The organism is Vreelandella populi (genome assembly GCF_003989825.1).
Lineage (GTDB): Bacteria > Pseudomonadota > Gammaproteobacteria > Pseudomonadales > Halomonadaceae > Vreelandella > Vreelandella populi.
Window position 1 is genome coordinate 179,793 of record NZ_RZHE01000002.1, and the last position, 18,138, is coordinate 197,930.

Genomic DNA, 18,138 nt, shown 5'->3' on the forward strand with positions numbered 1-18,138 from the left:
CGCCGCCTGGCCTTATGCATGCATCCAACCTATGAATTAACCGACGCTGGAGACCGCTACTTCGACGGTCTGGTCGACAAGTTTTCGCGCTCGCTTTACCAAGCGCCCCGCGGCGAGCTGCGCTTGGCGATGCTGGATTATCTGTTGCCGCAAATGCTGCAGCTGGACCAGCAACCCGTGCTGGATGTCGGCGGCGGATTAGGCCAGCAGGCTGCCTGGTTTGCCGAACGCCAGCATCCGGTCACCATGACCGAGCCCTCCCTGGATATGCTTACGTATGCCAGGCACTGGCACCGTGAAGCGAAGGCGCTGCCTTGCGAGGCGATGGCCTACGTGCATGCTCCGCTCCAAGATTTACGCCAGCAAGCGCCTGGCCCTTGGCCTTTGATTACCTGCCACGCGGTGCTTGAATGGTTGGGTGACCCGCGTTCAGCGATTGCCCATCTAACCAGTCTGCTCGCGCCCGGTGGCCAATTAAGCCTGATGGTATTCAACCGCGATGCGCTGCGCTTTTCCAATGCGGTGAAAGGCAATCTGGAAAAAGCGTTAAGTGATCGCCTGGAAGGCAAGGGCAAGCGGCAGCGCTTAACACCGATTTCGCCGGTAACTCATGCTGAAGTTGTTGAGTGGGGGGCGGAAAATAACCTTGAAGTGGCAAGCGTTGCGGGTATCCGCGTGTTTCAGGACTACCTACGCCAGCCACCCACCAGCGATAAAGAGCGTGAAACGCTACTGGCGCTTGAAAAAAAGTACTGCCAACAAGACCCGCACTGGCGGCTGGGTCGTTATTTGCTTTATACGTTGATCAAATCGGAGACTTCCCAATGAGTGCCCAAACACCTGCCTGCCAACTGCTGGAACGCCAACAGGATGACTACACGGCACTTATGGTCGTAGCACCACCGGTTGACGCTTGGTTAATCGCGCAATCCACGGGCGTTATCAGCGGTGATCTTAGCGTACTAAACGAGTGGCAAGCCGCCGGCAAGACAGCTTGTAGCCCCTTCATGCTGCTCGAAAACGCCGTTACCCACGGCGAGATAGTGCTGTTCTGGCCTAAAGCGCACCAGCTAGGCATTTGGTGGCTTGAGTGGCTATGCAGCGTTTTACCGGTGGGTACGGCCATTGAGATTGTAGGCGAGCACAATGGCGGCGTGAAACGGGTGCCAAAAGTACTCGCAGAGCGGGGAATGATTTGCGACAAGCGCGATAACGCGCGGCGCTGTTCACTGTTTGCCTCACGCACCATCGCTTTTGAGAACACCCTGCAAGATGCTTGGCAGCGCTTTGAGGCATTGGGTTTAACGCTTGTCAGCCACCCCGGCGTCTTTGGTCATGGCAAGGTGGATGAAGGTACATTGCTACTATTGGAAAGCCTGGAAAAAGAACTGCCCAAAACGCCTCAGCGTATTCTCGATATGGGCTGTGGCGATGGCATTATCAGCGCCTGGCTTGCCAAGCGGGGCCATACGGTCACCGCCGTGGATGTCAGCGCTTTTGCCGTTGAGGCGACGCGCCGCACGCTGGAGGCCAATAACGTCGATGGGCACGTTTTGCAAAGCGATGTGTATAGCGCCCTGGAAAGCCAAGCCTATGATTTTATTATCAGCAATCCGCCGTTTCACCAGGAGCGAGATGTTAGCTACGGGCCCAGCCAACGCTTGATTCGCCAGGCACCAGAACGTCTTGCTAACCGTGGGCGGTTAATCATCGTGGCGAATGCGTTCTTGCCCTATCCAGACCTTTTGACCGGCACCTTTGGAAGCTTCGAGACACTTGCCGATAACCGGCGTTTTCGGGTTTATGGGGCGAGTCAATCAGGCCGCTAAAGGCTTGTATGATCGCCATGGCGCATTGGCCTTTTTGAGGATTGCCAGTATCAAAGTTTCATGCCCATACTCGATGCGTTGGTCAGGCCACTAATAGCTGGGTGCCCTGACCTCAAGTAGGTTCACACTGTTTCTAGGTGCATGCCAACGCGATCAGGGAAGTGAAACCGCATGAGACTCAAAAATAAAACGGCATTAATTACCGCCGCCGCGAACGGCATTGGGCGTGCAAGCGTCGAGCGATTCGTTGCCGAAGGCGCCAGGGTATTCGCCACCGATATTGATATTTCCTCGTTAGAAGATATGCCGGGTGTTGAAGCCTATCGCCTGGATGTGACGGATAGCCAGGCCATCAATGAGCTGGCCGCTTCGTTGCCGGCTTTGGACATACTGTTCAACTGTGCGGGTATGGTGCCGGGGGGTACGGTCCTTGAGTGCGACGAAGCCACCTGGCAGCGGTCGATGGATCTGAATGTCACCTCGATGTTTTATACCCTGCAGGCTTTCCTGCCCGGCATGTTGTCAAAAGGCGGGGGCAGCATCATCAATATGGCGTCTTTGGCCTCAAGCGTTAAAGGCGTTGCCAACCGCTGTGCTTACGGCGCCTCCAAGGCAGCGGTCATCGGCCTTACCAAGTCGGTAGCTGCAGACTTTATGACGCAAGGCGTGCGCTGCAATGCGATTTGTCCGGGTACCGTTGAGTCTCCTTCACTGAAACAGCGCATTGCCGAGCAGGCCCGTAAAGAAGGGCGCAGCGAGGATGAGGTGCTGGCGTCTTTTATTGCGCGTCAACCGATGGGCAGGCTAGGTCGGGTAGAGGAAGTGGCGGCATTGGCCGCTTTTTTGGCCAGCGATGAGTCGCAGTTCATTACGGGTACCGCACAATTAATTGATGGCGGTTGGGCTAACTGATTACTTCAGGAGGAATAACAATATGAAACTATTACGCTTTGGACAGCCGGGCCAGGAAAAGCCAGGCATTCTGGATAACCAGGGAAAGGTACGCGATCTTTCCTCGGTTGTTGATGATATCGCGGGCGATGTATTAAGCGATAGTAAGTTGCAGCAACTACGCGATATGGATTTAACGACGTTGCCGGAAGTAGCTGATGATGTTCGCTTGGGCCCCTGTGTAGCTCGCGTAGGCAAGTTTATTTGCATCGGTCTCAACTATTCTGATCACGCGGCGGAAACCGGTTCTGAAGTGCCGCCCGAGCCAGTCATTTTCAACAAATGGACCAGTGCTATCTGCGGCCCTAACGATGATGTGGAAATTCCCCGCGGCTCCGAAAAGACCGACTGGGAAGTGGAGCTTGGCGTCATCATCGGCAAGGGCGGCCGCTACATCGACGAAGCCGACGCCATGTCTCATGTGGCGGGATACTGTGTCGTGAATGATGTCTCTGAGCGCGCGTTCCAGCTTGAGCGCAGCGGTACCTGGGATAAAGGCAAAGGCTGCGATACGTTTGGCCCGTTAGGTCCTTGGCTGGTAACCCGTGATGAAGTGGCGGACCCACACCAATTGGGCATGTGGCTCGAAGTGGATGGCAAGCGTTATCAGGATGGCAGCACCCAGACCATGGTGTATCAGGTACCTTTCCTCATCAGTTATCTAAGCCGTTTTATGAGCCTGCAGCCGGGCGACGTTATTTCAACCGGTACGCCTCCGGGTGTCGGCATGGGCCAGCAGCCCCAAGTGTATCTGCGGGATGGCCAGAGCATGCGTTTAGGCATTGATGGCCTGGGCGAGCAGAGTCAGCGCGTAGTACAGGCATAGAAAACATACGTGCTAGAAAACACAGGTGATAGAAAAAATAGGTATTGGCGGCTTTGTTAGTCGCTAATACCTAACTCAATATTTTCCCAAACTTGCCACATTCGGCTACCGACGTGCCACCGTTTCACCGCTATGATGCTGTTAAGTATTAGGGCAGTTTAATGGAAGCTGTGTGGGGTGGCGATAATGATTAGAAACAGCAGAAATGCCGTGGTATTGGCTAGCGCTATTGTATTAGGTGGCCTGCTGGCGGTAGGGCTGGTCGGGGGCGGGAGCTACATCAAGCAGGCGGCCGAGGTATGGCAGCAGTCTTCGCGTAATGTCACGGTTCGTGGGTTGGCTGAGCGTGAGGTGGCGGCAGATCTGGTGCTGTGGCCGTTTAATTATAGCGTTAGCGCCAATAGTTTAAGCGACTTGGAAGAGCAGCTTTCCAATAACGATCAGGCGATCCGCCGCTTCCTAGAAGCCCAGGGTTTTGCGTCTGAGCATATCACCACCACGCCACCCCGGATAACCGATCAGTTCAGTAACCTGTATGGCGGGCAGCGCCCTGATGAGCGTTACCGCGCAGAGGCCACGCTACTGCTGCGTTCGCCAGATGTGGAAGGTGTCATGCAGGCAATCCCCAGTACTACGTCGTTGGTGCGCCAAGGCGTTTTACTCTCACCAAGTTATGAGTACCAAACCGAGTTTCTGTTTACCGGGCTAGATGCAATCAAACCCGAAATGATTGCCGAGGCGACCGCTGATGCGCGTAATGCCGCTCAGCAGTTTGCCGAAGACTCCGGGAGCCAGGTGGGCCAGATACACCAGGCGACGCAGGGCTATTTCTCTATTGAGGATCTAGACAGCTATACACCGAATATTAAGCGCGTCCGGGTGGTGACCACTATTGATTATGCATTAAAGGATTAACCGGTATAACGAATGTTGGTCACGGTGTAGAGCACTTCTCCATTCGGGGTAAGCACCGTTACATCGTCATCGACCTGTTTGCCGAGAAGCGCTTTGGCCATGGGCGCGTCGATACTGATCCAGCGCTTTTGGGTATCGATTTCGTCGTGACCCACAATGCGTAGTTGAAGTGCTTCTCCTTCTTCATCTTCCAGATCGATAAAGGCGCCGAAGAAGATTTTATCGAGATTCGCCGGGAGCCGGTCGATTACCTGGAGTTCATCCAGGCGTATGGTCAGGTAGCGAATCCGGGCGATGACGCGGTTCAGCTCTTTCTTGTTATAAGTGTAATCTGCGTTTTCGCTACGATCGCCCAGTGCGGCCGCTTCGCCTACCTTGGCGGAAAGCGCAGGACGTTTTACGCGCGATAAGTGATCCAGAATGCCGCGCAGACGGGCGGCGCCTTCGGCGGTAATCAGGTTACTCTTGGGTGCTTGGCGTGGGTCTTTAGCCGGGTCACGCCAGCGGGTCATATTACGGCCTTTCATTCGCGTGCTCTCATGTCGGTAAGGGCGGCACTTTAAAGAAGCTTACTCTACGTGAAAAAAAGCATCTTAGGTAAAAGCATGTTGAATTACCGGGGTCACTAGCGAATCATTCAAACGTTCGTTACATTGTCGAAGTGGGCTTTATAAATATATAAACACCATGTCTATAAAATAGGTTGATAAAAATAATCCAGGAGATTGTTATGCACGTATACCCCCTCCCTCGGTTACTAGTGGCTGCTGCACTTGGCAGCACGCTGGCGCTGCTACCTTTAACGGCTATCGCTTATGAAAGTGAGCTTTTCTCGCTGAAAAATCGCTGGGAGCATACGGTAAGCGATCTGCCGGCTAACCAGCGGGAGAGCACTTTAAAGACGTTGGCGAGTGAAGCCACTGCTTTGGCACAAGAGAACGCAGATCAGGCCGACGTGCTGGCTTGGCAGGGAATTATCCTGGCCTCTTATGCACGTGAGCGCGGCGGGTTTGGGGCGTTGAGTGTGGCCGGCGATGCCCGTGATGTTTTGGAGCGCGCTATTGCGCTGGATCCTCAAGGCGCAAACGGCTCAGCCTATGTCACCTTGGGTGCACTATACGACAACGTGCCGGGGCGCCCGATCAGTTTTGGAAGCAGTGAAAAAGCTGGCCAGATGTTTCAACGCGCCGTTGAGGTTCGTCCTGATGGTATCGACGTCAACTATTACTACGCAGCATTCCTGCTCGATGAAGGTAATACCGAGGCGGCTCGTGAACATGCAGAGCGTGCCGTGAACGGCATCCCTCGCGAGCAGCGCGAACTTTCCGACGAGGCGCTACGCCGGGAAGCTCAAGCCATGCTGAGCCGCCTATAACCCCGCCCTAGCCAGATTGGCATTCCCAGTAGCAAGCATTGATAATAGAGGATTGTGACTACTGGGAGTGCCGCATGGCATTCAATGCTGAAACCTCATCGCTAGGTACGCCGCTATATGGCCGCGACGATATTGAACTGATCGAGCGTAAAACGCTCTATCAGGGGTTTTTCCGTCTCGAAGCCCTGGAGCTTCGCCACCGGCTGTTTGAAGGTGGATGGAGCAAGCCCATGCGTCGCGAAGTGCATCATCGCTTTGATGCCGTTGGCGTCTTGTTGTATGACCCGGCAAGAGATGCGCTGGTGCTGGTCGAACAATTTCGAGCAGGTGCGATTGATGACCCCGTATCACCTTGGAAGCTTGAACTGGTGGCGGGCCTTGTCGATAAAGATGAATCACTTGAAGACGTTGCCCGACGTGAGTCCCTGGAAGAGGCGGGTTGCGAAGTAGGCTCTCTGACGCTGATACATACGTATTATCCTAGCCCGGGCGCCTGCAATGAGCGTGTAACGCTTTTTTGCGGGCTGGTGAATACTCAGGGGTTAGGCGGTATTCATGGCCTGGATGAAGAGCATGAAGATATCCGCGTACACGTTGTGGCTTTTCCTACCGTTTGGGAACTCCTGGGCCAAGGAAGACTCGACAACGCCATGTGTTTAATTGGGTTGCACTGGCTGGCAGGGCAGCGCGCCTCACTGCGTGCGGCTTCCCAGCGAGCGCTCATGCATAGCGAAACCGACGAGGAGTGAGCATGGCGAGAACAGCTTATGTCACCGATTTGAAATCACTCCAAGGGGAGTGCAGCGCCAACTACCTGCGCCTTTCACGCCTGGTGGGGGATATGGAGAGCGGCCAGCGTCGTGAAATTGCACTAAGCAGTAACGATCGCCATTTTGGCGACCTGCAGCTGACCATCGTAGAGCAGGCGCCTTATACCACCATGGTGGATGTTACCCAAAGTGGCCCTCTGGATGCGATCATGGATGGCCCGCGCATGCGCGTGCACCTTTATCACGATGTGCGCATGGCTGAAGTGACCGATTTTCAACGCGAGCGCCACTTTAGTGGACGTTATCGCTATCCGAATGCGCGCATGCACCAGCCCGATGAAAAACTTCAGCTCAACCGCTTTTTGGGCGAGTGGCTGGCGCATGGGTTAGCCCATGGGCATGCGTATGATCTGCCGGAGATGCGTTAATGCGCCTGGTGCAGATTACCGATTCTCACCTACATGCAGATATCAGCGCGCGCTCCCGGGCGGGCGTACCCTGGGAGCATTTTCAGCGTGTACTGGCTGCCGCTGTTGCCGAGCGTCCGGATATCATCGTGTTTACCGGCGATATCAGCCAGGATGAAACCCCTGCTTCCTATGCGCTTGTCAAAAAGGCGATGGCTTCGCTGCCATGCCCTTGGTTCTGGTTGCCGGGCAATCACGATCAAGTAGAGCTGATGCGTGCCGAGCATCCGCTGTTGGAAGAAGTTGATATGCAGCAGTGGCGTATGCTGTTGCTGAATACTCAGGTGGCTGGCCAGCCTTACGGTGAGCTGGGTGGTGAGCAGCTTCTGAAGTTAACTGCGCAGTTGGAAGAGGATGATCGGCCTACGCTTATCGCCATGCATCACCCACCTGTCGATGTGGGGGCTGACTGGATGGACGCCATAGGCCTTCAGGACCGTGAAGCCTTCTGGCAAGTACTGAGTGCCTATCCTCAAGTTAAAATCGTGCTTTTCGGCCATGCCCATCAAGCTCATGCCCAGCACGTTGCGTTCGCGGAAAACCGTATCGGGGTATACGGCTGTCCGGCAATGTCAGACCAGTTTATGCCTGGCGCTGAATCTTTTGCCATCGATGAAGCCTCGCGGCCCGGCTATCGAGTAGTGGATTTGCATGGTGAGCAATGGGAAACCTGGATTGAGCGTGTTGATGTTTAGCGTTATCGCCCGTTCTATGGCTGTTAGTTTATAAAAGAATAAAAAGATAGTTATTAATTCTTTTGGGTTATTATCGACTCGGCGTTACTCTATCCGCAATCGAACGTATAACGTTTTAATTCAGCGTGTACTGCAAGCTTATAAACATCGGCTTGTTTTGTGAGGTAGCAGACCATGACTCAGTTCTCCACTCTCTCTTCGACGCCGCGGCGCGAGGCGCCCGGCGCGCTCAGCGCCGCGCGTCAAACCCATTTGAAACAGCTTGAAGCCGAGTCCATTCACATCATTCGTGAAGTGGCGGCTGAGTTCAGTAACCCGGTCATGATGTACTCGATCGGCAAGGACTCTTCGGTGATGCTGCATCTGGCGCGTAAGGCGTTTTACCCCGGTACGCCGCCATTCCCGCTGATGCACGTGGATACCACCTGGAAGTTTCGCGAAATGATCGAGTTTCGTAATCGTATGGCATCTGAGGCGGGTATGGAGCTGATCGTGCACACCAATGAAGAGGGGCGGGCGGCCAATATCAACCCGTTCGACCATGGCAGCGCGAAATATACCGATATCATGAAAACCCAGGCGCTTAAGCAGGCGCTGGACAAGTACGGGTTTGATGCCGCCTTTGGCGGTGCTCGGCGCGATGAGGAAGCATCTCGGGCCAAGGAGCGCGTCTACTCCTTCCGTGATAAATACCACCGCTGGGACCCCAAGAATCAGCGCCCCGAACTATGGAACGTGTACAACGCCAAGATCAACAAAGGCGAGTCGATTCGCGTGTTCCCGCTTTCCAACTGGACGGAGCTGGATATCTGGCAGTACATCTACCTGGAATCGATTCCGATTGTACCGCTTTATTACTCCGCCAAGCGCCCGGTGGTCGAGCGCGACGGCATGCAGGTCATGGTCGATGACGATCGCCTGCCGCTGGCGCCGGGTGAGGTGCCTGAAGAGAAGTCGGTGCGCTTTAGAACGCTGGGCTGCTACCCGCTGACCGGCGCGGTCGAGTCTGAAGCCGCGACGCTTCCGGAAATCATTCAGGAAATGCTCTTGACCCGTACCAGCGAGCGCAGCGGCCGGGCCATTGATCGCGACCAGGTAGGTTCCATGGAGAAGAAAAAGCGCGAGGGGTACTTCTAATGTCTCATCAGTCCAATTTGATCGCCGACAATATCGAGCAGTACCTGCACGAGCACGAGAACAAAGACCTTTTACGGTTCATTACCTGCGGCAGCGTGGACGACGGCAAATCGACGCTGATCGGCCGCTTGTTGCACGACTCCAAGATGATCTTCGAAGATCAACTCGCTGCGATTACCCAGGCTTCCAAGACGAGCGGTACCACCGGCGATACGGTGGACCTGGCGCTTTTGGTCGATGGCCTGCAGTCCGAGCGTGAGCAGGGCATTACCATTGATGTAGCCTACCGGTTCTTCTCCACTGATAAGCGCAAGTTCATCATTGCCGATACCCCGGGGCACGAGCAGTACACGCGCAACATGGCCACAGGCGCCTCGACCGCGAGCCTGGCCATTATCCTGATCGATGCGCGCTATGGCGTACAGACCCAGACGCGCCGCCACAGCTTTATCGCCGACCTGCTGGGCATTCAGCACCTGGTGATCGCGGTCAACAAGATGGACTTGATGGGCTTTTCCGAGCAGCGTTTCAACGAAATCGTAGAAGAGTATCGCACCTTTGCCACCAACCTTCAGGCAAGCGATATCCGGTTTGTGCCGATGTCGGCGCTCAATGGCGACAACGTCGTCAACCGCAGCGAGCAGACACCCTGGTACAGCGGCGAAACGCTGATCGAGCTACTGGAAAATACCGAGATCAGCCGCGACCAGAACCTGAGCGACCTGCGCCTGCCGGTGCAGTATGTGAACCGGCCGAACCTGGATTTTCGCGGCTACTGCGGCACCCTGGCCGCAGGCGTTCTACGCCCGGGGCAAGCGGTGAAAGCGCTGCCTTCCGGCAAGATATCCAAAGTGGCGCGCGTGGTTACCTACGATGGTGATTTGAGCGAGGCCTACCCAGGCCAGGCAATCACTGTCACGCTTGAAGATGAGATCGATATTTCCCGCGGCGACTGGTTGGTAAGCGCTGAGGCGGATGTGCCGCTCTCCAACGCCTTCACGGCGGATATCGTGTGGATGCATGAAACGCCGCTGACGCCCGGCAAGCTTTACGATTTCAAGCTCGCCACCCGCGATCTTTCCGGTCAGGTACGCGGTATCGAGTATCAGATCGACGTCAATACGTTGGAAAAGCACACAACGGATGCGCTGGAGCTGAACGCCATCGCCCGCTGCGAGGTGGAGCTGACGGCAGCTATTCCGGTGGATGATTACCGCACCAGCCCAGGCACCGGCAGCTTTATCATTATCGACCGGTTGACCAACGTGACGGTCGGTGCGGGGATGATTCGTGCGGTTGCCTCACGCGAGGCTAGTGCTACACCCACTACCGACTGGGCGGCCTTTGAGCATGATCTCAATGCGTTGGTAAGAAAGCATTTCCCGCATTGGGAAGCCAAGGATATCCGCGAACTGTTCTAAACAGTACGCTGTTAGCCAAAAGCCGCTGCTATCTAATAGCGGCGGCTTTTTCATGGCAAAAGCGGTTATTCAGCGTTAGGGAAAAACAGCTGTTGGCCGTTGACTTCGAAATCGGCAATGGCTTGCTGACCTTCGCTGGAAAGCAGCCATTCGTGCCACTGAGTGGCCAGGTCGTGTTTCAAGTGTGGGTTGTTCTCAGTGGATAGCAGCAGACTGCCATACTGGTTGAACAGCGCTTCGTCGCCTTCAAACAAAATTGTCAGATCTTGCGGGTTCTCAAATGCGACCCAGGTGGCGCGGTCGGTAAAGGTGTAGGCGTTCATACCTGCGGCGGTATTGAGGGTTTGCCCCATGCCGCTGCCCAGCTCGCGATACCACTCGCCCTGGGGAGTCACGCCCGCATCTTCCCAAAGCCTTAGCTCGGCGCGGTTGGTGCCGCTGTCATCGCCGCGTGAGGCAAAGGGCGACTCGCTTTCGGCAATCAGAGCGAAAGCTTCTGCGGCACTTTCACTATCGCTAATGCCGGCTGGGTCGTCGCTGGGACCTACCAGCACGAAATCGTTGTACATCACGTTCTGGCGTTCAGTGGCGTAGCCGTTGGCCACAAACTGCTCTTCTCCCGCCGTATCGTGAACCAGCAGGCTGTCAGCATCCCCACGGCGGGCAATCTCGAATGCTTGGCCGGTGCCCACTGCGACAACATGCACCTCGATGCCGGTGGTATCGGTGAACGCAGGAATAATCGCGCCAAACAGGCCGGAGCTCTCGGTTGAGGTGGTGGACGCCAGCGTAATAAAGTCATCCTCGGCGAGCAGTGAGGCGCTCCAAGAAAGACCGACCAACCCGGCTGCTACCAGGGCTGTCGTTTTCTGCATACGTTTACTCCTTTTTGATAGTTAGGGGGCGCTTAAGTTTGTTACCACACGAGTTCGCCCCGAATAAATGCGCTTGCCTGAGGCGATCCGGGAGCTTCAAAAAAGTGTTCAGTAGGCGACTGTTCAAGCACCTGACCGCCGTGCATAAACAGCACCTCATCGGCGAGACGACGCGCCTGATGAAGGTCATGGGTGGTCATGATGATGCGGGTACCCTGCTGATGAAAGGCATTGACTGCGTCCTCTACCGCCTTGATGGCGGCAGGGTCGAGGGCCGAGGTGGGCTCGTCCAGGAATAGCACCGACGGATTAAGCAACCAGGCACGTGCTAGCGCCAGACGCTGCTGCTCGCCGCCAGAAAGTACGCGTGCCGGGCGCTTCGCCAGTGCGGCAAGTCCAAACCTCTCCAGCGCGTTCAGTGCCTGGGCTTTACGCTGGGCGCGTGGCACTCGCTGAACCGCCAGAACGTATGTCAGGTTATCCAGCGCCGAGCGGCGCAGCAGTACCGGGCGCTGAAACACCATGGCTTGTACGGGGGGGGCGCCTTCCCAGCGGATATGCCCGCCGCTGGGGCGCAGTAAGCCGTGGGCCAAGCGCATCAGCAAGCTTTTACCCGCGCCATTAGGGCCCATGATCAGGGTTCGGCGACAACCTGAAAACGATACGTTGGTGGGTAGCAGCAAATGGTGGCCGCGATGTTCAAAACGCACTTGGTGTAGATGCTGCCTGGCAATGTCAGCGGGCATGATAGTTTCGATCTTCATCCCAGTCGCCTCTTGGCTGTTTCACTCACCACGTGGGCCAGGGCGTTGATCAACGTTACCAAACTCAGCAAGACAATGCCCAGGCCAAGCGCGAGCGGCAGGTTGCCCTTGCTGGTTTCAAGCACAATGCTGGTGGTCATCACCCGCGTGACGCCATCAATATTGCCTCCCACGATCATCACGGCACCCACCTCGGCGCTGGCACGGCCAAAACCTGCCAATATGACAGTTAAAAGCCCAAAACGAGCGTCCCAGAGCAGGGTAGGTATCATGCGCAGTGGGCTTAAGCCCAGGGAGCGTAATTGCTCGTCATACTCATTGTGCAGCGACTCGACCTGTTGGCGCGTAAGGGCAGCAATAATCGGCAGTACCAGAATGACTTGGGCAATCACCATGGCCGAGGGCGAGAACAGCAACCCCCACTGACCCAGCGGCCCGGCGCGAGAAAGCAGTAGATAGACACACAACCCGGCAACGACCGGTGGAAGTCCCATCAATGCATTTAGCATGACAATGACGATGTTTCGGCCAGGAAAGCGCCACAAGGCGAGTGCGGCACCTAAAGGCAGGGCCAGTAGGCAGGCAACCAGCACCGCTATCAGGGATATCTGAAGTGACAGGGTGACGATATCAAAAAGCCTCTGATCCATTCCCAGAATCAGAGCAAGCGCAGTGTAAAAAGGGTTATCACTTACTGGCATGACGTCCGCATCATTTTTTAAGAACGTGTTTATAAAAACCTGTTTATAAAACGTATTTATAAGGCGTGTTTGTAAAGCGGCATTATTGTACGTTATGTTGCCTGATTGCACTGACAGCTGAAATATATGCAGCTATATGCAGTAAATTGAGGGCGAGACTATGTTTAGGGAGTACCTTACCACCAGCGAAGTGGCTGATTATCTGCGCCTGAAAGAGCGCAAGGTGTACGATTTGGTGCGCCAGGGGCAAATCCCCTGCAGCCGGGCTGCGGGTAAGCTGCTTTTTCCTCGCCAGCGTGTTGATATGTGGCTGCTCAATCATCTAGAGGGGGACCAGGCCCAGCGACTGCCACTGCCAATGGTGCTAGCCGGTAGCCAGGACCCGCTTCTTGAGTGGGCGTTGCGTGAAAGCGGCAGTGAAGTAGCTTTATTGTGCCACGGCAGTTGGGATGGTGTTCGTCGTCTGGTGGGCGGAAAGGCACTGCTGGCCGGCGTGCATCTGCTGCACCCTGAGACGAGAAGCTACAACGACCCTGCCATGCTCGGCCTGGGGGGCATGCGTGATCTTGTCATCATCCACTGGGCAAAGCGGCGCCAGGGGCTGCTGGTAGCATCGAATAACCCTCTAGGAATCCAAACGCTTAAGGATATTGCTCGGCCGGGGCTTACGATTGCTCATCGCCAGCCCGATGCTGGCGCAGCGCAGTTGCTTAAATGCCTGTTGGAGGAAGCCGCTATTGATGCTCGCCAGATCGGATGGGCCGCGCACGCTTCTCAGAGTGAAGATGATCTGGCCCTAAGCATTCGCCAGGGCGACGCGGATGCAGGGCTTGGAGTCGAGGCCGCCGCCCGTCGTCAGCAGCTCTCGTTTATTCCCCTGCGCGATGAGTCGTTTGATCTTGTCATGCCGCGCCGAAGCTACTTCGAACCGGCCATTCAAACGTTGATGAGCTTTACCCGCCAGATGCGTTTCCGGCAGCAGGCCGACAGTCTAGGAGGCTATGATATTAGCCAGTTAGGCTGCGTGCTGTACAACGCTTAAGTACGCCGTTACTAGGCTGCTTCACCTTCTTCGCTTGACGATTGTACAAGATGCGCCAAACTGTTAAGGCGTTGTTAACGCAAAAATCATCACGAAATGGAGAGCATGATGAATCAAGCACTGAATGGTAAACGTGTAGCAATTGTTGCGGCCGATGGCTTTGAAGAATCTGAATTAAGCTCGCCACGCGATGCACTGAAAAACGCGGGTGTTGAAGTTGATATTGTGACACCCGACGGTAAGGGTATCCGCGCTTGGGCTGAAACCGACTGGGGTGATACTTACCAGGCCGATAAATCACTTTCTGATGTGAGCGAGTCTGACTACCACGCGCTGGTGCTGCCGGGTGGGCTGTTCAACCCCGATGAGCTGCGCATGAACGAAGACGCTTTGAGCTTCGTGAAAGCTTTCTTCCAGGCGGGCAAGCCGGTTGCCGCTATCTGCCACGCGCCCTGGATTCTTATTAACGCAGGCGTCGTAGACGGTCGCAAGATGACCTCTGTACCGAGCGTTGCCCAGGATTTACGTAACGCCGGTGCTAACTGGGTGGACGAAGCCGTGGTGTGTGATAACGCCTTGGTGACCAGCCGTACCCCAAAAGACCTGGACGCGTTCAATGCTAAGCTCCTAGAAGAGCTTCAAGAAGGTCGTCATTCAGGCCAGCACGCCTAATGTCATGGTTTAGCCCGTGGACAAGCTTTGTTAAAAGGCTTGTCCATGTTATCGCAAAACCCATGAAGCGTGACCGTGGTCACGGGGGAATGATGGTTCATCCCTACCGTGGCTACGGTTCGTCAGAAGAAGTATTTGTCATGGGGCGGGTGTTTCGTCAGGCCGCTCTTGGCCGTGCTATCCCCAGGCGCGGCATGCTGCGTGATACTGCCGATGTGACCCGGCGCATTTTTCGCCGTGGCCTAGCCGATGCCCATGTGAATATCCGTATCGGCGAGAACGAACTAATCCTTAAAACGGATCGTGACGGTTATTTCGATGCCCACCTGCCCATTACGCAATCACTACCCATCGACGTTTCCTGGCACCGGGCCGATATACATGTGCATGCCGAGGGCCAGTCGCCCGTACGCACCAGCGTTGAAGTGTATATTCCCCCGCCTGAAACGGATCTGTTGGTGATCAGTGATATTGATGACACCGTCATGTTTACGGGCGTGGCCGAAAAGTTGAAAATGTTGTATCGCCTGTTCGTCCGCAAGCCGCATCGGCGTACGGCATTTCCTGGCGTGGCTTCGCTTTATCAAGCTTTGCACCGTGGAGAAACTGAAAAGGCCGAGCGGCCTATTCTGTACGTATCTCGCGGGCCATGGGCCATTTACGAAATGCTGGAGGCGTTTTTTCAGCTAAACCGTATACCCGTTGGGCCTATCCTGTTTCTGCGTGAGTGGGGGATCTCGTTACGTCACCCTTGGCCGCGCCGTGCTGAAGAGCACAAACGCCTGCTGATTGACCGGATGCTGACGCTGTTTGATGAACTGCCGTGCATCTTGATTGGCGACAGCGGTCAGCACGATCCGGAAGTCTACACTGAAATCGTCAAGGCTTATCCGGGGCGAATCAAGGCGATTTATATCCGCCGAGTCGATAAGGATCCCAAGCGGGAGCAGGCTATTCAACGCCTTCACGATGAGCTTGCCGATACACAGTGTGATCTGGTGCTCGCGCCTGATAGCGTCCTGATTGCCGAGCATGCACATGCCAATGGGGATATTTCAGCCCGCGGTCTGCAAGCGGTTATTCGGGATGTTAAAGAACACCGCGAGGAAGAGCGCCAAGAAGCCCAAATGTAAGGTATCGTTGATGATCTGTCCGTGGTAAAACGAAGCCTTAAAACATTGGGTAGTCAATCGCCATGGTCGTTCTACTTATCCTCTTTGCGCTGGCAATCTTCGTATTGCCTAATCTATGGGCCAAATGGGTACTTAACCGCCATAGGCGAGGCCGTGATGACTACCCTGGCAGTGGCGCAGAGCTTGCCGAACACCTGTTGCGCCGCCTGAGCGTAGAGGACGTCAAGGTTGAGCGTACCGAGTTTGGTGATCATTACGATCCTGAGACGCGCTGCGTTCGACTTTCAGCCGAGCATTATGATGGACGCTCGCTTACGGCTGTCACGGTAGCCGCTCACGAAGTAGGCCATGCCATCCAGCATCATCAAGGCTACGCACCGCTACTGGCGCGTAGCCGTATGATAGGTGTGGTGCAAAAGGCTGAAAAACTGGGGGCAATCCTTATGATGGCCGCGCCTTTTCTGTTTCTGTTGACGCGCTTGCCGGGCGGGCTGGCTCTGGTAATCGCAATTGCGGTGATCAGCTTTGGAACGGCGGCGCTGGTGCACTTGATCACCTTGCCCGTCGAATTTGATGCAAGCTTCAACCGTGCGCTGCCGCTTTTGAAAGAGTACGTGCCGCCCTACGATATGCCAGGTGCTCGGCACGTACTTACCGCCTGCGCTTTTACCTATGTAGCCGCTTCACTTGCCAGCGTCATGAACCTCGGCCGTTGGTTGGTGATTTTGCGAAGGTAAAGCTAGCCTGGCTTGTTGGCAATGATCACCGCGCGACGTGGCGCTGGATAGCCTTCAATAGTGCGCGTGCTGTCATTGGGATCCAGAAAATCGACCAGTGACTGATAGGTCATCCACTCAGTCGAGCGCTGCTCGTCAAGCGTCGTTACCGCCTCATCCACTACGCGGATATTGGTGAAGCCGCAGCGGCTAAGCCAATGACAGAGCGCTTTTGAGGAGGGCAGGAAGTAAACATTAGGCATCGCGGCGTAACGCTCGCCCGGTACAAACACCGTTTGCTCATCACCCTCCACCACTAGGGTTTCCAGCACCAGCTCGCCACCCGGTGATAGTGCGGCTTTCAGCTGCTGCAGATGCTCAAGGGGTGAAGGGCGGTGATAGAGTACGCCCATGGAGAACACCGTATCGAAAAAGCCGAGGCTTTCCGGTACATCCTCGATTCCGACCGGTAGAAATTGCGTGCGCCCGCCGTCGGCGTCGCCCACAAAGTGGCGCACTGCCTGGAACTGCCAGTAGAAACGGGGCGATGGGTCAATCACCAGCACGAACGCAGCTCCAGCGCCGGTCATGCGCCAGGCGTGATAGCCGCTGCCTCCGCCCACATCCAGCACCTTGCGGTACTTGAGGGGCGCAAGGTGAGGCGCTACGCGCTGCCATTTCCAGTCAGAGCGCCATTCGGTGTCGATATGAATGCCGCCTAGCGAATAGGGCCCCTTGCGCCATGGGGCAAGCTTTTTAAGCAGGTTGAAACACTGGCGCTGCTGGCTTTCGCTGAGGTCGAGCTCTACCGTCAGCGTATCGCTGTCCAGTTGAACGTGGCGCTTGGCCGGTAGGGCGGGCAGTTTGGCCACGGCCTTTTCCCAGGCAGGCAAGTCGCCATGACGCTGGCGGTTAAGTCCCTCTGCCAATTGTTCGGGCAGCTTGGCAAGCCAGGTGGTCAACCCCTGGTCCAGAAACGCCTGATAAAGAGCGCGGTGATCCTCGGGCAGCTCCACTTAAGCCTCCTTGAACGCAATAACAGAGGCAAAGTTCAGGTACTGAAACCAGGTAACCGAGCGCGGGAAACCGGCTTGTTGGAGGCGCTCGTGCAGCGCGTCCAGCGTATCGGGAACCAGTACATTCTCGAGTGCGGTGCGCTTCTGGCTGATTTCCAGGTCGCTGTAGCCGTTGGCGCGCTTGAAGTCGTGATAGCGCTCGACCCGCCAGGCGTTATCCTGCTCGTCGGCGTCGATGGTCTTTTCAGAAAGAATCAGCACGCCGCCGGGTTCCAGCGCTTCATAAAGGCGTTTCAACAGCGCATCGCGGTCGGCCGGGGGCAGAAACTGCAGGGTGAAGTTGAGAATGATCATGCCCGATGGCGCATAGTCTAGCGTGCGGATATCGGCCTCTTCCACGCTCATGGCGTAGTCCGGGCACTCATCAAGAAAGGTTTGCCGGGCGCGCTCGACCATGGCAGGGGAAAGATCTACCCCCGTGTAGCGAAACGCGTCGGGCTTCAGCGCACCTGCCAGGGCCAGACCCGAGGCGCCAAGCGAGCAGCCAAGGTCATACACATGGGCGCTGTGGCGCAGGTGGCGCTGGGCAATCAGGCTCAGCATGCCCAGGATCTGGCCGTAGCCCGGCACCGAGCGGCGGATCATGTCAGGGAAGCAGGCAACGACCTGCTCGTCGAAGGAGAAGCGCGCTACTCGATCAAGGGGTGTCGAAAAGATAGCGTCACGGTAAGATGCATTACTCATTGGCAAGCCGGGAGTCATCAAAAAGGGTAGATAGTTTACGCGCCCTGATTTGACCAGAACAGACCCGAGCTGCATGGTTTGACGCCACA

General features: G+C 55.8%; 21 protein-coding genes. 15 read left to right on the plus strand and 6 right to left on the minus strand.

The genetic code is table 11. The features are described 5' to 3' along the window. Window positions 1–18 precede the first annotated feature (18 nt). From ELY25_RS00730 to ELY25_RS00750, 5 genes are all read left to right on the plus strand, one after another. Entirely contained in the window at window positions 19–828 is an 810-nt protein-coding gene (locus ELY25_RS00730; RefSeq protein WP_126949393.1) for a methyltransferase domain-containing protein, read from the plus strand. Next, window positions 825–1,829, plus strand: coding sequence for a methyltransferase (locus tag ELY25_RS00735; RefSeq protein ID WP_126949394.1), 1,005 nt, complete (start codon window positions 825–827; stop codon window positions 1,827–1,829). The genes ELY25_RS00730 and ELY25_RS00735 overlap by 4 nt, the downstream gene beginning before the upstream one ends. A 171-nt stretch (window positions 1,830–2,000) precedes the next feature. After that, window positions 2,001–2,741, plus strand: coding sequence for an SDR family oxidoreductase (locus ELY25_RS00740; protein ID WP_126949395.1), 741 nt, complete (start codon window positions 2,001–2,003; stop codon window positions 2,739–2,741). A gap of 22 nt (window positions 2,742–2,763) precedes the next feature. Next, a complete protein-coding gene (locus tag ELY25_RS00745; RefSeq protein ID WP_126949396.1) occupies window positions 2,764–3,606 on the plus strand; it encodes a fumarylacetoacetate hydrolase family protein in 843 nt (280 codons plus the stop codon). A 177-nt stretch (window positions 3,607–3,783) separates the two neighbouring features. Continuing rightward, on the plus strand, window positions 3,784–4,521 hold the full coding sequence (locus tag ELY25_RS00750; protein WP_126949397.1) for an SIMPL domain-containing protein: 738 nt from the start codon (window positions 3,784–3,786) through the stop codon (window positions 4,519–4,521). Here the strand turns inward: ELY25_RS00750 and greB are convergent. After that, window positions 4,518–5,048 (minus strand): transcription elongation factor GreB, encoded by a 531-nt coding sequence (gene greB, locus ELY25_RS00755; RefSeq protein WP_126949398.1) that lies wholly within the window; start codon window positions 5,046–5,048, stop codon window positions 4,518–4,520. The genes ELY25_RS00750 and greB overlap by 4 nt on opposite strands. A gap of 203 nt (window positions 5,049–5,251) precedes the next feature. On the opposite strand from greB, the gene ELY25_RS00760 reads away from it, so the two are divergent. The 6 genes from ELY25_RS00760 (at window position 5,252) to cysN (ending at window position 10,386) form a co-directional block, all read left to right on the plus strand. Next, complete coding sequence (locus tag ELY25_RS00760; protein ID WP_126949399.1) at window positions 5,252–5,896, plus strand: TRAP transporter TatT component family protein; 645 nt, start codon at window positions 5,252–5,254, stop codon at window positions 5,894–5,896. A gap of 74 nt (window positions 5,897–5,970) precedes the next feature. Beyond that, entirely contained in the window at window positions 5,971–6,645 is a 675-nt protein-coding gene (locus tag ELY25_RS00765) for an NUDIX domain-containing protein (protein WP_126949400.1), read from the plus strand. 2 nt (window positions 6,646–6,647) lie between these two features. Then, window positions 6,648–7,094, plus strand: coding sequence for a DUF1249 domain-containing protein (locus tag ELY25_RS00770; protein ID WP_126949401.1), 447 nt, complete (start codon window positions 6,648–6,650; stop codon window positions 7,092–7,094). Then, window positions 7,094–7,828 carry a phosphodiesterase gene (locus ELY25_RS00775; protein ID WP_126949402.1) on the plus strand — a complete coding sequence of 245 codons (735 nt, stop codon included), beginning with the start codon at window positions 7,094–7,096 and terminating at the stop codon, window positions 7,826–7,828. Before ELY25_RS00770 ends, ELY25_RS00775 begins: the two co-directional genes overlap by 1 nt. Before the next feature lie 174 nt (window positions 7,829–8,002). Then, window positions 8,003–8,965 carry a sulfate adenylyltransferase subunit CysD gene (cysD, locus tag ELY25_RS00780; protein ID WP_126949403.1) on the plus strand — a complete coding sequence of 321 codons (963 nt, stop codon included), beginning with the start codon at window positions 8,003–8,005 and terminating at the stop codon, window positions 8,963–8,965. Then, a complete protein-coding gene (gene cysN / locus ELY25_RS00785) occupies window positions 8,965–10,386 on the plus strand; it encodes a sulfate adenylyltransferase subunit CysN (RefSeq protein ID WP_126949404.1) in 1,422 nt (473 codons plus the stop codon). The genes cysD and cysN overlap by 1 nt, the downstream gene beginning before the upstream one ends. 65 nt (window positions 10,387–10,451) lie before the next feature. Here cysN and ELY25_RS00790 read toward each other — a convergent pair whose 3' ends face one another. Genes ELY25_RS00790 through ELY25_RS00800 form a run of 3 tightly spaced genes read right to left on the minus strand, consistent with a single transcriptional unit; the run spans window position 10,452 to window position 12,726 of the window. Beyond that, entirely contained in the window at window positions 10,452–11,261 is an 810-nt protein-coding gene (locus tag ELY25_RS00790) for an ABC transporter substrate-binding protein (protein ID WP_126949405.1), read from the minus strand. A 41-nt stretch (window positions 11,262–11,302) separates the two neighbouring features. Then, window positions 11,303–12,025 carry an ATP-binding cassette domain-containing protein gene (locus ELY25_RS00795; protein WP_126949406.1) on the minus strand — a complete coding sequence of 241 codons (723 nt, stop codon included), beginning with the start codon at window positions 12,023–12,025 and terminating at the stop codon, window positions 11,303–11,305. After that, on the minus strand, window positions 12,022–12,726 hold the full coding sequence (locus tag ELY25_RS00800) for an ABC transporter permease (RefSeq protein ID WP_126949407.1): 705 nt from the start codon (window positions 12,724–12,726) through the stop codon (window positions 12,022–12,024). The genes ELY25_RS00795 and ELY25_RS00800 overlap by 4 nt, the downstream gene beginning before the upstream one ends. 160 nt (window positions 12,727–12,886) lie before the next feature. Between ELY25_RS00800 and ELY25_RS00805 the strand changes: the two genes are divergently transcribed. From ELY25_RS00805 to ELY25_RS00820, 4 genes are all read left to right on the plus strand, one after another. Then, window positions 12,887–13,768: a helix-turn-helix transcriptional regulator gene (locus ELY25_RS00805; protein WP_126949408.1), complete on the plus strand. Its 882-nt coding sequence runs from the start codon at window positions 12,887–12,889 to the stop codon at window positions 13,766–13,768. A gap of 108 nt (window positions 13,769–13,876) precedes the next feature. Beyond that, complete coding sequence (locus tag ELY25_RS00810) at window positions 13,877–14,440, plus strand: type 1 glutamine amidotransferase domain-containing protein (protein WP_126949569.1); 564 nt, start codon at window positions 13,877–13,879, stop codon at window positions 14,438–14,440. Between the two features lie 62 nt (window positions 14,441–14,502). After that, a complete protein-coding gene (locus ELY25_RS00815) occupies window positions 14,503–15,573 on the plus strand; it encodes an App1 family protein (protein ID WP_236995608.1) in 1,071 nt (356 codons plus the stop codon). Window positions 15,574–15,635: 62 nt separating this feature from the next. Then, on the plus strand, window positions 15,636–16,310 hold the full coding sequence (locus ELY25_RS00820) for a zinc metallopeptidase (RefSeq protein WP_126949410.1): 675 nt from the start codon (window positions 15,636–15,638) through the stop codon (window positions 16,308–16,310). A gap of 2 nt (window positions 16,311–16,312) precedes the next feature. Here the strand turns inward: ELY25_RS00820 and cmoB are convergent, their stop codons facing one another. Together cmoB and cmoA are read right to left on the minus strand one after the other, a co-directional pair. Further along, window positions 16,313–17,305: a tRNA 5-methoxyuridine(34)/uridine 5-oxyacetic acid(34) synthase CmoB gene (gene cmoB / locus ELY25_RS00825; protein ID WP_126949411.1), complete on the minus strand. Its 993-nt coding sequence runs from the start codon at window positions 17,303–17,305 to the stop codon at window positions 16,313–16,315. Then, window positions 17,306–18,049, minus strand: coding sequence for a carboxy-S-adenosyl-L-methionine synthase CmoA (cmoA, locus tag ELY25_RS00830; protein WP_126949412.1), 744 nt, complete (start codon window positions 18,047–18,049; stop codon window positions 17,306–17,308). It lies immediately after the preceding gene. Window positions 18,050–18,138 lie beyond the last annotated feature (89 nt).